At 65.7% G+C, this 15,263-nt stretch carries 13 protein-coding genes and 2 pseudogenes; 6 read left to right on the top strand and 9 right to left on the bottom strand.

Translation table 11 applies throughout. From position 1 onward, the window contains the following. Positions 1-8: 8 nt before the first annotated feature. From ACW176_RS16265 to hdaA, 4 genes are all read right to left on the bottom strand, one after another. Entirely contained in the window at positions 9-1,499 is a 1,491-nt protein-coding gene (locus tag ACW176_RS16265; RefSeq protein WP_492109876.1) for a Ppx/GppA phosphatase family protein, read from the bottom strand. Between the two features lie 63 nt (positions 1,500-1,562). Next, positions 1,563-1,964, bottom strand: a complete 402-nt coding sequence (locus tag ACW176_RS16270; RefSeq protein WP_492109877.1) for a hypothetical protein — start codon at positions 1,962-1,964, stop codon at positions 1,563-1,565. Further along, positions 1,961-4,174 (bottom strand): RNA degradosome polyphosphate kinase, encoded by a 2,214-nt coding sequence (locus ACW176_RS16275; protein ID WP_492109878.1) that lies wholly within the window; start codon positions 4,172-4,174, stop codon positions 1,961-1,963. The genes ACW176_RS16270 and ACW176_RS16275 overlap by 4 nt, the downstream gene beginning before the upstream one ends. A 222-nt stretch (positions 4,175-4,396) precedes the next feature. Next, on the bottom strand, positions 4,397-5,092 hold the full coding sequence (gene hdaA, locus ACW176_RS16280; RefSeq protein ID WP_492057274.1) for a DnaA regulatory inactivator HdaA: 696 nt from the start codon (positions 5,090-5,092) through the stop codon (positions 4,397-4,399). Here hdaA and ACW176_RS16285 point away from each other — a divergent pair. The 3 genes from ACW176_RS16285 (at position 5,036) to ACW176_RS16295 (ending at position 6,866) form a co-directional block, all read left to right on the top strand. Continuing rightward, positions 5,036-6,100: a hypothetical protein gene (locus ACW176_RS16285; protein WP_492111977.1), complete on the top strand. Its 1,065-nt coding sequence runs from the start codon at positions 5,036-5,038 to the stop codon at positions 6,098-6,100. The genes hdaA and ACW176_RS16285 overlap by 57 nt on opposite strands. Further along, on the top strand, positions 6,097-6,534 hold the full coding sequence (locus ACW176_RS16290; RefSeq protein WP_492109879.1) for a hypothetical protein: 438 nt from the start codon (positions 6,097-6,099) through the stop codon (positions 6,532-6,534). Before ACW176_RS16285 ends, ACW176_RS16290 begins: the two co-directional genes overlap by 4 nt. Before the next feature lie 188 nt (positions 6,535-6,722). Next, positions 6,723-6,866, top strand: a complete 144-nt coding sequence (locus tag ACW176_RS16295) for a hypothetical protein (protein ID WP_492109880.1) — start codon at positions 6,723-6,725, stop codon at positions 6,864-6,866. Here ACW176_RS16295 and ACW176_RS16300 read toward each other — a convergent pair. After that, positions 6,863-7,210 carry a hypothetical protein gene (locus ACW176_RS16300; RefSeq protein WP_492109881.1) on the bottom strand — a complete coding sequence of 116 codons (348 nt, stop codon included), beginning with the start codon at positions 7,208-7,210 and terminating at the stop codon, positions 6,863-6,865. The genes ACW176_RS16295 and ACW176_RS16300 overlap by 4 nt on opposite strands. 20 nt (positions 7,211-7,230) lie before the next feature. On the opposite strand from ACW176_RS16300, the pseudogene ACW176_RS16305 reads away from it, so the two are divergent. Then, positions 7,231-7,382: pseudogene (locus ACW176_RS16305) on the top strand (hypothetical protein); the annotation flags it as partial. Between the two features lie 38 nt (positions 7,383-7,420). Beyond that, on the top strand, positions 7,421-8,161 hold the full coding sequence (locus ACW176_RS16310; protein ID WP_492109882.1) for an EcsC family protein: 741 nt from the start codon (positions 7,421-7,423) through the stop codon (positions 8,159-8,161). Between the two features lie 202 nt (positions 8,162-8,363). Here the strand turns inward: ACW176_RS16310 and ACW176_RS16315 are convergent. After that, positions 8,364-8,491 (bottom strand): annotated as a pseudogene (locus tag ACW176_RS16315) (hypothetical protein); the annotation flags it as partial. A gap of 498 nt (positions 8,492-8,989) precedes the next feature. On the opposite strand from ACW176_RS16315, the gene aspS reads away from it, so the two are divergent. Beyond that, complete coding sequence (gene aspS / locus ACW176_RS16320; protein WP_492057267.1) at positions 8,990-10,828, top strand: aspartate--tRNA ligase; 1,839 nt, start codon at positions 8,990-8,992, stop codon at positions 10,826-10,828. Positions 10,829-10,891: 63 nt separating this feature from the next. On the opposite strand, the gene ACW176_RS16325 is transcribed toward aspS, so the two are convergent. From ACW176_RS16325 to ACW176_RS16335, 3 genes are all read right to left on the bottom strand, one after another. Next, positions 10,892-11,818: a pentapeptide repeat-containing protein gene (locus ACW176_RS16325; protein WP_492109883.1), complete on the bottom strand. Its 927-nt coding sequence runs from the start codon at positions 11,816-11,818 to the stop codon at positions 10,892-10,894. A gap of 94 nt (positions 11,819-11,912) precedes the next feature. Then, positions 11,913-12,416, bottom strand: a complete 504-nt coding sequence (locus ACW176_RS16330) for a pentapeptide repeat-containing protein (RefSeq protein WP_492109884.1) — start codon at positions 12,414-12,416, stop codon at positions 11,913-11,915. An 85-nt stretch (positions 12,417-12,501) separates the two neighbouring features. Continuing rightward, positions 12,502-15,207, bottom strand: coding sequence for a TSCPD domain-containing protein (locus tag ACW176_RS16335; RefSeq protein ID WP_492109885.1), 2,706 nt, complete (start codon positions 15,205-15,207; stop codon positions 12,502-12,504). Between the last annotated feature and the right edge of the window lie 56 nt (positions 15,208-15,263).

Raw genomic sequence — 15,263 nt, forward strand, 5'->3', positions numbered from 1 at the left:
CACCTTGTTTAGGATGTTGAGATCTTCAGTTTCAGGCCCAGAAGATGGGCCGCCGTACCGGCCCGCTTGCTGGTCTGTTCGCCCAGCAGCAGGTCGGCATAGCCGGGCTCGGCCGTCAGGATCAGCTGGGTCTTGTCGATGGCCAGGCGCGAGCGGGCCAGCAGGGGCGCGCTGCGGCCCGACAGGTCGCAGCCCAGCCGGATCGCCGCGCCCAGGGCCCTGGCGCGCTTGAGGTGGGCCGGGGTCAGCAGGCGCGCCAGCACATCCAGCTCGGGCGGGTCGAAGGTGCTGGCATGACGGGCATAGGCCGCCGTGGCCAGGAAGGCGCGTTCATCATGGCCCTGGCCGGCGATCGGCGCGCGCAGCACCTGTTCGAACACCAGATCAGCGCGATGGTCGGGGTGCAGGCGCGCACCCAGGTCTGCCAGACGACAGGCGGCCGACATCAGCACGGCGTCGCGCCCCTCGTCGAACAGTGGTGGCAGGCTGGTGAAGGCCGGGGCGATCCAGGCCTGCAGGCCTGCGCCCAACTCGTCGGCGACGCCCTGGCGGGCGCCCAGCGAGGCGCAGCCCTCGATCAGCGGGTCCAGGCCCCGGGTGCGCGGCGGCATGGCCTCAAACAGCAGACCCTCGCGCACGCCAAAGGCCGAGATCTCGATGCGCTTGACGCCAAGGCTCTCGATCAGGCTTTCCAGCACCACGGCGGCGTAGGGCAGGGTCTCAGAGCGCTTCTTGCTCATGCCCTCGATGCGTTCCAGCGAGCTCTTCGACTGGTGCGAGACCAGGCGCGCGGCGTCCAGCGCTTCGCTGGCGCTGATCTCGTATTGGTGCACGACGTGCAGTGGATAGCCCGACATCCGCATGTGCAGCAGGGCCAGGTTACGCCAAGCGCCGCCGACGGCGTGGAAGCTGTCGGTTCGGAAGGCGCTGGTCACCGGGGCCAGCCGCTGGGCGCACAGACGGCGCACCCGGTCAGCGTCGAAGCCTTCCGACAGGCCCAGGCTGAAGGGGCCCAGGGGCAGGGTGACGCCCAGACCTGCGCCGGTGCTTTCCAGTCGGATCAGCTCCAGGCTGGCGCCGCCCAGATCGCCCACAACGCCGGTGGCCTGAGGGGCGCCGGCCAGCACGCCCAGGGCGGCGTAACGGGCCTCTTCCTCGCCGCTCAGCACGCGAACGGTCAGGCCGGTCTCGGCCTTGACCCGAGCCACGAAGGCGGGGCCGTCGCTGGCCTCGCGGGCGGCGGCGGTGGCGACCACGAAGGTCTCGGCCGGGGCCACCGCCTCGAGCACGGCGCGGAAGCGTTTCAGGGCCGCCAGGGTCTGCAGCACGCCGTCGGGCGACAGGCGGCCGTTGTCGCCCAGATCACGGCCCAGGCCCGCCAGCACCTTCTCGTTGAACACGGTCCAGATGGCGCGGCCTTCCAGCCGGTACACCACGAGGCGCACCGAGTTGGATCCGATATCGATCACGGCCGCGTCGCGCGGCGCCGGAAAAGGCATGAGCTTGGTTTAGCCTATTGAGACGCGGGAGAAAGCGGGGCCGGACGAAAATCGCTCGGGACGTCAGGACGCGCCATTAATCCGGCACGCGAGCAAGCGCCAGCGGGTTTCGGTTCTTACGTAGAAGCAGGTGCCGAAAGTCTTCTGCGCGCCGCTGGCCCGCAAGCCGCCCTTGGTCGCGGCGTGGTTGCCGTCCAGCAGCAGCATTTCGACGGTCGGGGCGTATTTCGGGCAGGACCCCCACGAGCGGATCTGGCCCAGGCGCAGGCCGGGACCGTAGATTCGGCCCTTGGCCTGAAGTTGCCGATCCACCGGGGCCAGGGCTGCGCCGTCGCCGATCCGGTCGACGCCGGGCACGCCGGGCTGGGCCAGGATGGCGCAGATCTGCGCCTGCTCCGCCTGGCCGGGACCACAGCCAGACAGGGCCAGGACCGCCGGGACCGTCAGAAGGACGAGACGCCTCAACCCTTGCCTTTTCGCGGGCCCACATGGTCGAAGGCCATCGGCAGATCCTTCACCTTTTGGCCGCGGCCCGACAGGCTGGGATTGGTCATGAAATAGTCGTGGGCCGAGAAGGCGCCCTTCTTGTCCCAGGCCGGATCGCGCGTGTAGCCGCCGTCGCTGTTGAGGTTCCAGCTCTGGGCCTCGTCATTGAGGTTGGCGACCATGATCTGGTCCAGCACCTGCTGGTGCACGGTGGGGTTCTCGACCGGCACCAGGGTTTCCACCCGGCGGTCGAGGTTGCGCGGCATCCAGTCGGCCGAGCTGATGAACAGGCGCGTCTGCGGGCCGGGCAGGTCGGCGCCGTTGGCGAAGGCGACGATCCGGGCGTGCTCCAGGAACCGTCCGACAATGCTTTTGACCCGGATATTCTCCGACAGCCCCTTCACGCCCGGCCGCAGGCAGCAGATGCCGCGCACCACCAGATTGATCATCACCCCGGCCTGACTGGCGGCATAGAGGGCGTCGATGATCTGGGGATCGACCACGGAGTTCATCTTGGCCCAGATGCCGGCAGGCTTGCCGGCCCGCGCATTGGCGGCCTCGAGGCTGATCATCTTCAGCAGGTCGGGCTTGAGCGTCTCCGGCGAGAAGCTCAGCTTTTCCAGGCCATGCGGCTGGGCGTAGCCGGTGATGAAGTTGAACAGCTTGCCGCCGTCCCGGCCCAGGGCCGGATCGCAGGTGAACAGCGACAGATCGGTATAAACCCGCGCCGTCTGCGGGTGATAGTTGCCGGTGCCGAAGTGGCAATAGGTGCGCAGGGCCTCGCCCTCGCGGCGCACCACCACCGACAGCTTGGCGTGGGTCTTCCAGTCGACGAAGCCGAACACCACGTGGACGCCCGCGCGTTCCAGATCGCGGGCCCATTTGAGGTTGTTCTCCTCGTCGAAGCGCGCCTTGATCTCGACCAGGGCCGTGACGTTCTTGCCGTTGTCGGCCGCCTCGATCAGGGCCGCCACGATCGGGCTGTCCTTGGAGGTGCGGTACAGGGTCTGCTTGATCGCCAGCACATTGGGATCGCGGGCCGCCTGACGCAGGAACTGCACCACCACATCGAAGCTCTCGAAGGGGTGATGGACCAGGATGTCTTTCTCGCGGATCGCCGCGAAGCAGTCGCCGCCGTGGTCTCGCACGCGCTCGGGGAAACGGGCGTTATAGGGCTTGAACTTCAGGTCCGGGCGATCGGGCGGGATCAGCTCGTCCATCTGGGCCAGGCCCAGCTTGCCGTCCACCAGGATGACGTCGTCGGGCTCGGCGCGCAGGCCCTCGACGATGAAGTCGCGCAGGTCCTGGGGCATGGAGGTCTGGATCTTGACCCGCACCACCTGGCCCAGGCGACGCTTCTTCAGGCGCGCCTCGAACTCGCGCACCAGGTCTTCGGCCTCTTCCTCGATTTCCAGGTCACTGTCGCGGATCAGGCGGAACAGGCCGCGGCCCTCCACCTTATAGCCGGGGAACAGGTGGCCCAGGAACAGGATGATGAAGCTCTCCAGCGCCACGATCCGGCGCTCGCGCTTCTTGCCGCGCGTGGTCACCGAGCCGATTTCCCAGAACCGCTGCACCTGACTGGGCACCGGCACCAGGGCGTACAGGTGCTTGTCGTCGGCGATGCGGCGCAGTTTCAGCGCCAGGCAGAAGCCCAGATTGGGAATGAACGGAAACGGGTGGGCCGGGTCGATGGCCAGGGGCGTCAGCACCGGGAACATCCGGGTCAGGAACAGCTCCTCGGCCTTGACCTTGTCGTCGCCCTCGATGTCCTTGGCGTCCAGCAGCTTGAGGCCCTCGGCCCACAGCTCGGCGCGCACGTCGCGCCAGATCTTCTGCTGATCGACCATCAGGTCGAAGGCCGAGGCGTTGATCCGCGTCAACTGCTCGCCCGGCGTCAGGCCGTCCTGGCTGACCACCCGCACGCCCTCGCGCACCTGGCCCTTCAGGCCGGCCACCCGCACCATGTAGAATTCGTCGAGATTGTTGGCCGAGATTGACAGGAACCTCAGGCGCTCCAGCAGCGGATGGCGCCGATTGGCGCTCTCTTCCAGCACGCGTTCGTTGAAGGCCAGCCACGACAGTTCGCGATTGATGAACCGCTCGGGCGAGGCCAGCAGCGCCTTGTCCAGACGGCAGGCCGCGTCGGCTTCAGTGACGGGGGTCGGCAGGGGCGCGGCGTTGGGCATGAGGGGAACCATAGGCGAACAGGGTTCTCACATGGTGAACGTGGGACGTGACGGGGGCAAGACACTGGCGCCCCATGCAAACCAAGCCTGTCATCCCGGACAAGTCCGGCGAACGCCGGGCGCAGATCCGGGACCGCCGGACGCGCTGAGCTCAGGCGTCGATCCCGGATCTTCACGCTGCGCGTTCGTCCGGGATGACAACCGTTTTGAAGAGAAGGACCCTCAGTCCTCCGCCTCATCCCCCTCAAACGCCAGCACCTCGCCGGCCAGCAGCCGGGTGATCGCCCGGCCCTGGGCCGAGGCCGCCTCGTCCAGCAGGTCGACCGCCGCGATGGCCTCCAGCGACGAGCGCGGGATGCGGCGCAGCAGGTAGGGATAGACGTCGTGGGCCGGGGTCATGGCCCGCGCCGCGAAGGCGCGGCGCAGCACGGCCTCCAGCACGATATCGTCGGGCTCGTCGATGATGGCGGCCGTCAGGGCGTTGAGCCGCGAGCGCAGGTCGGGCACCGCGCAGTCCCAGGCCACGGGCGCCAGGCGCCCGGTCAGCAGCAGGGTGCCGCCGTCGACCCCGGCCATGTTGATCAGGTGAAACAGGGTCTCGTCGTCCAGATGGCCGCCTTCCGCCCGCCGGTCGGCGTCATCGACCAGCACGGCGCGGCCGCGCAGGGCGGCCAGGTCCAGCGGCGCTGCAAGGGGATTGGCGGCCTCGACCACCACGGCGTTCGCCTTCAGGGCCCAATCGCGCGCCAGATGGGTCTTGCCGGCGCCGGCGGCCCCGATCAGGGCCAGCCGCCCGTCGCCCCAGCGCGGCCAGGCGTCGATCGCCGCGATCGCCTGGGCGTTGGTCGGCGACACTGCGAAGTGCTCCCGCGCGAACGACGGCGGGCTGTGCAGCGGCAGTCTGAACTGACGGGACAAGTCGGCGGCGTCCGGCGTGGTTACTGGTGCGGGAGATATAGGCCGGGTGCGGCGGAAGCGCGAGCGGGGCGGGTGAGGGAAGGTGGGGATGGAGAGGTAGAGGGTGTGGATGGCCTAGAAGAAGGCTTCGTCGCAGCTAAGTGGAACTTGCGCGCAGCGTTTTCGGCGTCAGAGTGGGGGGAAGTAATTTGCGGAACTCACAGTTTGGCGACCCCCGTTCTATCTGCAGCGAACAAGCCAACCTTAGAGGGCTACACGTCGTGGCTCGTTGAGGTTTTGGAAGTCAATATAGTATTGGCGGATGAGCAGTTCTATAATACAAATGTTGAAAGAGCTTATAATCACTTTTCCAATTCAGCGTTTTGGAAGCATATTGTATCCGAACTTGTTAACATAAACGCTCAGTATCTAATTGAAAATAAAGATAACCTTATTACGGACTTTTCTCCCAGTTTATTCAAGAAGTCATACAGCTCTTTCATTGAAAAAAACTATAGGAAAAATGTTGTAAATAATAAAAACTGGCCTAGCCCCCCGGATGGGGGTTGGCTGTTGCCGAATAATTGGTACACCAAAATCGGCGATATTATTAGATCGACCATTGCTGTTAGATATATAGATGGCGTAACTTATATTTCTGAATACATCAGAGATGTCACGAAGGAAATGGATATTAATTGCTCTCAAGAATTTGAGGGAAGAATGGATGGGTATTACGCGCTTCATCTATCGTATCAGGAAAACGTCGTCTTGCTGGATGAAAACTGGAAAGCGTTAACGGTTCCGATGTCTATGGAAATTCAAATAACTACGGAAGTGAAACAATTGGTAAAGTCGCTGCTTCACATATTTTATGAGAAAGCAAGGCTAATGCCCAGTGATGATGATGGTAATTCTGCTTGGAATTACAAGTCGGATCAGTTTTCTGCGACAAATTTGGGTCACATGGTTCATTATATTGAGGGAATGCTTGTTCAAATTCGCGATAGGCAGGTGGGTGTAAAATGAGCAGTCCGTTTAGTGAGTATTTTTTACGCATCGGCATGTCTAGAGTTCAGATAGAAAGAGCTCTTTCTGCTATTGATTTATGCTCAAATGCAATACCATTGGGTGTGGAAGAGATTTTTGTTACGGACTTTTTGAGCCCGGAGGGAAATAGAACATATAAAAGTATATGGATATTCAGAAATAGTTCTATTTCGGAAATTGGAGATTTTATGACGTCTCTAAGATTCGACCTCGTTAAGACGTATGATTTTTTGCACATTGAATATAAGTTTGACAATTATACTCCCGGAAAAGAGGAGGGTAGCTCTTCGGCAGCCATTAAGATAAAGATGCCGGATGGAGCGCTCATGCACACATTTATGGCTTCTGGAAATAATTGTGATTATTTGATAGATTTGGTGAATAGAAGATTCATTAACGCAAATATTAAGTAAATTGCCTGATATTTGGTCCAATTTGATTTCATCATTGTGGCCTCAATCTGAGGTCATTGAAGGGAATGTTGAATGCCGCATTTCCTGTTACGCGGTAGATGGACGACATGCGGGTTTCGGCCGCTTCCACTAGGGTGCCAACGCTAGTCGCCACTTTCTCCCGCGGGGAGAAGGACTATCTCAGGCCCATGACCTCACCACCCCCCGACCTCGCCGCCTGGCGCGCCGCCATAACCAAGCCCGTCGGGCCGCTCGGCGGCCTCGCGCGCAAGGCGCAGGTCAGGATCAACCAGATCATCCCCGAAAAAGTCCGCGCGGCGGTGACCGCCTAACCCCGCCCCAACCCCCACCGCACCGCCAACAACCCAAACCCCACCACGATCACCGGCCCGAACACCGCGAACGTCCAGCGGGTGATCCGCTCCGGCAGGAAGGTGTCGTAGGCGCCGTCCTTGGTCGCGCCGTACTTCACGGCGATGGCGGTCAGGGGGCATTTGAGGCCGAAGGCGGCGAAGACCACGCTCTCGACGGCGACCAGCGCGGCCGCCACCCACAGCCAGGGGCCGTGCGCGCCGGTGATCCCGGCATAGAGGACGACGAGGCTGGCGCTGGCCATCACGAGATAGATCACCGTGTGCAGGGCGCGGACCAGGGTCAGGCGTTGGGCGTCGGTCATGGGGTGTAGCTTATCCTCAAATACTCCCGTCATTCCCGCCCTTGTGGCGGGAACCCCTCTGTCCGCCGCAGGTGCGGGAGGGGCGAAGTGCGCGCGCACTTCGCTGGCGCTTCACGTGCAAGCTGAAACAGGGGTTCCCGCCACAAGGGCGGGAATGACGGTTGGTTGGGGGAGTGGTGTGGGGGCGGGGCGTCGACCTATATCTAGCCCATGACCTCATCACCCCCCGACCTCGCCGCCTGGCGCGCCGCCATGACCAAGCCTGCCGGGCCGCTCGGCGGCCTCGCGCGCAAGGCGCAGGTCAGGATCAACCAGATCATCCCCGAAAAGGTCCACGCCGCGATCACCACGGCCATGGAGGGCCTGACGCGGGGCATCCTGACCGGGGCCGACTTCGCCACCGGCTCGCCGCAGCACGGCCTGACCCTGGACGAAAAGCGCGCGAAAGCCGCCGCCGCCATCGACGGCTGGAAGAAGACCGCCAGCGTCGAGGGCGGGATCACCGGGGCCGGGGGCTTTCTGGCGGCGGCGGCCGATTTCCCGCTGCTGATGAGCTTCAAGATCAAGCTGCTGTTCGAGATCGCCGCCATCTTCGGCCATGACGGCACCGACCTGGATGAGCGGCTCTACATCCTGCACATCTTCGAGCTGGCCTTTTCGGACGCGACGCACCGGGCCCGGGTGCTGGCGGCCATGGACGACTGGGACGCGCGCCGGGCCGAGCGTCCCGACACGCTGGAGGCCTTCGACTGGCGGGCCTTCCAGCAGCAGTATCGCGACCATATCGACCTGGCCAAGCTGGCCCAGCTGCTGCCCGTGGTCGGCGCGCCGGTCGGGGCGATTGTGAACTGGCGGCTGGTCGAGAGCCTGGGGCGCACGGCGGTGATGGCCTACCGGATGCGGGAGGAGGGGGCGGGGGTTTCCCTGCCGACGCCGCTGGCCCCCTCCTGACCGCTACGCGGTCGTCCTCCCCCTTTCAGGGGGAAGATGAAGCGCGCCGACCTCATCTTCCCCCTCCGGGGGAAGACGGCTGCGAAGCAGCCCGTAGGGGGCAAGTGCGGGGATAAACTGCGACCGATCCCCTTGGCTTTCGGGAGAAAGCTCAGCCTGATCAACGCCCTCCAAATAAAGCGAGCGCGCCCGTCAGACGCACTCAAACCTCCCGTATTCTGTACCCACCTCGTCGCGAGGAAAGGGCGCAAGGCCAGCGACCATTGCGGCGGCGGGGGGTGATCGAGCGGGGCTGGGGTCGAGGGGGATACTCGACCGGTCCGGGGATCCTGGCGTTGCAGGACCCGCCCGCCGTCGGCGTGGATGGGGATCAAGGCGAGTGTTGGTCAGGATTGGCCCCACGCCCCCCGACCTTCGGGACTTCGGGAAACCGAGGCGTCCGGGTTCCGGTAAGGCCCCAACTGGGCCACCCGCCGGGACGCTGATGGATAACGACCACGCGGAGCGCTCGGCTTCGTCGAAACGGTTATTCTATTTTCCTCCGGACGTGGTCCGGACGCTCCGCGACCCTTTCCATCGCCATCGCAGCGAAAGCGCGGGGGTGTGAGCGCATGACCAGATGCTCCCCCTCCGGGGGAGCTGTCGCGGAGCGACTGAGGGGGCTAATGCGGCGTGCGCCCAGATGGCCCCCTCCGGCCCTTCGGGCCACCTCCCCCAGAGGGGGAGGATCTTCTCCGCAGCCTCAGAATCCTTGACATCCACGCCCCCCCATGCGCCTTTCCGCGCCTTGCAAATCAACGCGTTCCCGCGATTTTCGAAGACTTTGTCATGACCACGATGCACGCCTACCGCACCCACACCTGCGGCGCCCTTCGGGCTAGCGACACCGACGCCAATGTCCGGGTGTCGGGCTGGATCCACCGCAAGCGCGACCACGGCGGCCTGGTCTTCATCGACCTGCGCGACCATTACGGCCTGACCCAACTGGTGCTGCACCCAGAGACCCCGGGCTTTGACATCGTCGAGCGCCTGCGCGCCGAGAGCGTGATCAAGGTGGACGGCAAGGTGCTGGCCCGCGACGCGGCGGCCGTGAACCCCAACCTGCCGACCGGCGCGATCGAGATCCACGTCACCGCCGTGGAAGTGCTGTCGGAAGCCGCCGAGCTGCCGCTGCCGGTGTTTGGCGAGCCGGACTATCCCGAAGAAATCCGCCTCAAGCACCGCTATCTCGATTTGCGCCGCGAGACCCTGCACAAGAACATCGTGCTGCGCTCCAAGGTGATCCACTCGATCCGTCACCGCATGGTCGAGCAGGGCTTCCTGGAGTACCAGACCCCGATCCTGACGGCCTCGTCGCCGGAAGGCGCGCGCGACTTCCTGGTGCCTTCGCGTCTGCATCCGGGCAAGTTCTATGCGCTGCCCCAGGCCCCTCAGCAGTTCAAGCAACTGCTGATGGTGTCGGGCTTTGACCGCTATTTCCAGATCGCCCCATGCTTCCGCGACGAAGACCTGCGCGCCGACCGCTCGCTGGAATTCTACCAGCTCGACATAGAGATGAGCTTTGTGACGCAGGAAGACGTGTTCGCGGCCATCGAGCCGGTGATGCACGGCGTGTTCGAGGAATTCTCGGGCGGCAAGCCGGTGTCGCCGATCTCGGGCATGCACACCTTCACCAACGATTTCGGCGCGACGCTGGAGCATGCCGGCTTCGAGCGCCTGACCTATGCCCAGTCGATGAAGTGGTACGGCAGCGACAAGCCCGACACCCGCAACCCGATCAAGATGGCCGACGTCTCCGAGCACTTCCGTGACGGCGGCTTTGGCCTGTTCGCCAAGATCCTCGGCGCTGACCCGAAGAACCGGGTGTGGGCCATCCCCGCGCCGACCGGGGGTTCGCGGGCGTTCTGCGACCGCATGAACAGCTGGGCCCAGGGCGAAGGCCAGCCGGGCCTGGGCTATGTGTTCTGGTCCGAGGACCTGGGCGCCTGGGGCGGTCCGATCGCCAAGAACCTGGGCGAGCCGACGCAGGCGCTGATGGAGTCGGTGGGCCTGGGCAAGGGCGACGCCGCCTTCTTCGTGGCCGGCGACCCGGCCGTGTTCGCCAAGTTCGCAGGCCTGGCCCGCACCCGCGTCGGGACCGAGCTGAAGCTGGTCGACGAGAACCAGTTCAAGTTCTGCTGGATCGTCGACTTCCCGATGTTCGAGTGGAACGAGGACGAAAAGCGCGTCGACTTCTCGCACAACCCGTTCTCGATGCCGCAGGGCGGTCTGGAGGCCCTGGAGACCCAGGATCCGCTGACCATCCGCGCCTATCAGTACGACATCGTCTGCAACGGCTATGAGCTGTGCTCGGGCGCGATCCGGAACCACAAGCCGGAGATCATGCTCAAGGCCTTCGAAGTGGCCGGCTATGGCGCCGAGGTGGTGGAAGAGCAGTTTGGCGGCATGCTCAACGCCTTCCGCTTCGGGGCTCCCCCGCACGGCGGCCTGGCCCCCGGCATCGACCGGATCGTCATGCTGCTGGCCGAGCAGGTCGCCATCCGCGAGGTCATCGCCTTCCCGCTGAACCAGCAGGGCCAGGACCTGCTGATGAACGCCCCGGCCGAGGCCGCGGAGCGCCAGTACAAGGAACTGCACATCCGCTCAGCGCCGCCCATCAAGGTGTAGAGCGAATAGAAAAAGGCCCCGGTTCGCACCGGGGCCTTTAAAGTTTTCAGGGTCGCGTCGAGCTCAGTATTTCGGCGGTTTGGGCGGCGCAGGCGGCTTGGGCGGCCGGGGCGCGGCCCAGGCGGATGCGGCCTTCTCGGCCTCGGCCTGGGCGCGGGCGGCCTCGGCCTGGGCGCGCTTGAAGTCGACGATCACCCGGATCTGGCGGGGGTCGCCATGGCAGGACCGCAGCGTCAGGCCGCGGGGCAGGCGGGTGGAGCCATCGCCGCAGGTCTCGTCCAGCTGGTCCTGGTCCAGCCCCTTGGCGCCCGACAGATCGGCTCCGCCCAGCATGGCGTTGGAGAGGTCGGCGCCCCGGAAGTCGGCGCCGTGGAAAGTGGCCCCGCGCAGGGCGGCGCCCGTGAACTCGGCGTTGCGGAAGTCGGCGCCGTCGAACCGGCCGCCCGACAGGTTGGCGGCGTTGAGCTCGGCGTTGCGGAAGGTGGCGTCGCGGCCGTTGACGTTGGCCAGATTGGCGCCGCCCAGCTCGGCGTTGCTGAGGTTGGCCTTGTTGAGGTTGGCCCCGATCATGTTGGCGGCGTTCAGCTCGGACGACGACAGATCGGCCCGCAGCAGGCTGGCGTTCTGGAAGTTGGCGCCGCTGCTCTCGATGCCGGACATGCGGGCGTCGCTGAAAATGGCGTTCTGGAAGTTGGCGCCGCGCATCTCGGCGCCGCGCATGTCCGACCGGGTCAAGTCGGCGCCCTGGAAGTTGGAGCCGTAGAAGGCCGCGCCGCGCAGGTCTGAGCCGATCAGGATGGCCTTGGCGAAATTGGCGCCGCTGAACTTGGCGCCGGTCAGCTTGCGGCCCGACAGCTCGCAGCTGACGCACATACCGCCGAACGACACCAGACGGGCGACGTCCTTGTCCTCGGGACCGGCCTTGGCCTGTCCGGCCAGGGCCGTGAGGGCCAGCGTCAGAACCGCGAGTGAAGCGCCCATGCGGGACATCGAAATCTCCTACCAGCCAATACGCGACTGCATGAGTTACGATTTGGGGCCCCGAGCGCCCCGGCGCCACTTAAATCGCGGTAATGACAGCAACTTAACGGCAACCGGGGATGGAAAGCCCACGCGGCAAACGGGTGGAATCGTCGCCGCAGGCCCGGTTCAGCTGGCCCTGGGACAGGCCTCTGGCGCGGTCCATTTCCGCGCCCGAAAAGTTCACGCCGCTCAGATTGGCCCCGGCGAAATTGGCGCCTTCGAGGAAGGCCCCCACGAAGCTGGCATGGGTCAGATCGGCCCGGGCGAAGCTGGCGCCGCCGAACACGCCGCCATAGGCGTTGACGTCGCGCAGGTCGCCGCCGGCGAAGCTGGCCCGGTTCATGACCACGGTCGTGAGATCGGCCTGGCGCAGTCGAGCCTTCGACAGATTGACGCCGCGCAGGGTCAGGTTCGACAGATCGGCCTGAAAGAGATTGCAGCCGGGGCAGCTGGCGCCGCCACGGACACGGGCGATCTGACCGGCGTTCTGGGCCATGGCCGGCGCGGCGCTCGCCAGGGCGGCGGCGCTCAGGACCAGGGCGGCGAGGCGGGCGATCGGTGTCATTCTGAAACGCATCCTGGCGACTATCGACGCAAGGACAATGGCCCAGCAACCTTAAGGCCAGACGAACAAGCCCAAATGGGCGGGCTCAGGTCGCCGGCTCCGAGCGATTGGATTGCGCCCCGCAGCTGTCGCAGACGGTGATGGCGCCGCGCTGGGTCAACGCGATGTCGCCGCACGCCGGGCAGAAGTCGGCTTCGCTGCTGGCGGCCCGTCCGGCCTCTTCGGCCTTGCGGCCGCCAAACGGCAGGAACACCAGATTGTCGGTGGCGGCGCCGCGCGAGAAGCCCTTGGAGATGAACTTGCTGGCGGGCAGGGGCTCGGACTCGAGGTCGGGCGCATCGGCCTTGCCGTGGCCCAGGCCGTCGGCGTTGAACTCCTGCGGATCGGCGTTGGCCAGATCGTCGCGGCCAAGATACGAAACCCCCAGCTCGCGAAACACGTAGTCGAGGATCGAGGTCGCCGACTTGATCGAGTCGTTGCCCGTCACGGGCCCGGCCGGTTCAAAACGCGTGAAGACGAAGGCGTCAACGAACTCGTCCAGCGGCACACCGTGCTGCAGGCCCAGAGACACCGCGATGGCGAAATTGTTCATCAGGCTGCGGAAGGCGGCGCCTTCCTTGTGCATGTCGATGAAGATCTCGCCGACCTCGCCGTCATCATATTCGCCGGTGTGCAGATAGACCTTGTGGCCGCCGACCGCCGCCTTCTGGATGTAACCCTTGCGGCGATCCGGAAGCTTGCGACGCGAGCGGTCGCGCTCGACAATCTTCTCGACGACCCGCTCGGTGACGATCGGGTCACGCGTTGGCTGGCGCGGCGCCTCGACGGGTTCTTCGGGCAGGTCGAGACGGAAGTCAGCAGGGGGGGCGGCGCGGTGCAGGCGCAAAGCCCGCACTCCGGCGCGAGCGGCGGCGGCCTGAAGTCGTGCGCCGTCGACTGGCCGCGCGTCGAACGGCAGATGCAGGACGACCGGGACCGGCAGGCAGGCGAAAGTCTCCACGGCGGCGACCATGGCCAGCCGGTCGGCCAGGACCGGCGCCTCCACCGAGAGAAACACGGCCCGGACTTCTGCGCTGAGAGCCTCGCAATCGGAGAGCAGGCCGGTCCCAAGCGCATGGTGTTCGGCGGCGAGGATTTCGGCGGGCGAGAAGCCGGCGAAGGCCAGGGTGTCGAAATCGGCCTGCGCCATGGACCGGGAGGGCGCGCCCAGCACGTCGCCGAGGAAGCCCGCGCCGACAACCGCCGGAGCGAAAGCCTGACGCAGGCCCCCGCACGAGCGCAGCGCGTCCTCGACCTGTTCGATCTCGTGCGCAGTGAAACCGCGCGCTTGCAGGATGCCATGATCGATGGCGGGCGAGTCGATCAGTGAGCCATGGCCCAGCGCATGACGGCGGGCGGCGTCGATCTCGGCCTTCGCGCCAGAGAGGCAGTCGAACGCCGCCGCACTGAACGAAGGCACCAGGAGGCCATCGGCCGTCTGGATCGCCGACACGGGCGCGGCGACGCCGGCCCAGCCCATCGGTCGGCCGCCGAGCCGCAGGGCGGCTTCCGGATCGTCAAAAGCGGCGACCAGGGCGCACGACCGAAGGCCGTGCTTCTTGGCCAGACCATGAGCCATGGCCAGGGCCGTTGCGGCTTCCGAGGCCAACGGCGAGCGGAGCGCGGCGGCGCGCACCCGACGTTCGGCTAGGCTGCGCAACACGACCTGTCGATCCTGAGCAAAGGCGGGCTCGGCGCCCAGGCTCGCGGCGGCTTCTGCGCTGGCGGCCAGGGCCGAGCCGACGGTCAGGGCCCATAGCGCTGCGGCGCCGTCCCGGCCATCGCTGCTCGCCAGCGAAAGCCCTTGGGCCAACAGCCAGTCGCCGACGCCGGCCAGGCCCAGCAAGGCGGGGCGATCGCCGCGCTCGATCTCAAGCGCGGTCGCCCAGATGTGCACGGCATAGGTGAAGCCCTGTATGTCGAAGGCCTCGTCGGCTTGAAACGCGGAGGCGTCGATAGCTGCTCCGACTGCAGCCCCCTTGGACAACGCTTCTGCGTCTTCCAGCGACAAGGTCAGGTTGAGGGCGCTGGTTTCCCAGCCGACCTGGGCGGCGAAGCTGGCGTTGTCGTCCCCAGCCGAAACTGTCGCCCGGGAACCCGAGGCGACCATGCGGGTCGCTGGTTGAGGGATGCTGTCGACCAGGGGCGTCCGGGCCGCGCCGACAAGCGCAATGGCGTCCGAGATCATCCGGTCATTGGCGCCGAGATCCCGGGCGCGCCGGGCGGCGCGAGCCAGGGCGCTGTTCTTGCGCGGATCTGCGCAAGCCCGAGCGTCGCCGTGGCAACGTTGGACGGCGTCACCGACCTGGGCGAGGGCGGCGTCCAGACGAGCGGCGGCCTTGCGGGACAGCGCATGGCTTCGCCGGCGACCCAGCTCATCTTCAGCAACCTGTCGGAACTCGATTTCCGCGATGTCGGGCAAGAGGTCCAGAGGCTGAACCGCCTTGGTCGGCGTGGCGACGCCGCTCAGCATCGTCGCCAGCAGCGCGTCTTGGAATGCCCCGGCGTCGGCCGCGTCCGCGAACAGACCCTTGGCCAGCCCGAGCTTGGCCAAGCGGTCAGCATATCGGGCGGGACCGCCGCCCAGCGGAGCGTTGCGATCAATCGGCTCGCCGGCCCAGTCCAGCCAGGCCTCAACTCGCGCATCGGTCCAGGTCGACGGGGCCAGGACCTCGACGATCGCGTTACTGCGCTCAAGGTCGCGTCGTTCCGCCCGGAGGGGCTGATCGACATATCCGGACTGACTACGCATGGGCGATTCCGCGGCTGGGCGCCAAGAGAGACCCAATCTAGATCGCAGGCAGACGC

The sequence above is a fragment of the Caulobacter sp. FV1ye13L genome, assembly GCF_058681155.1.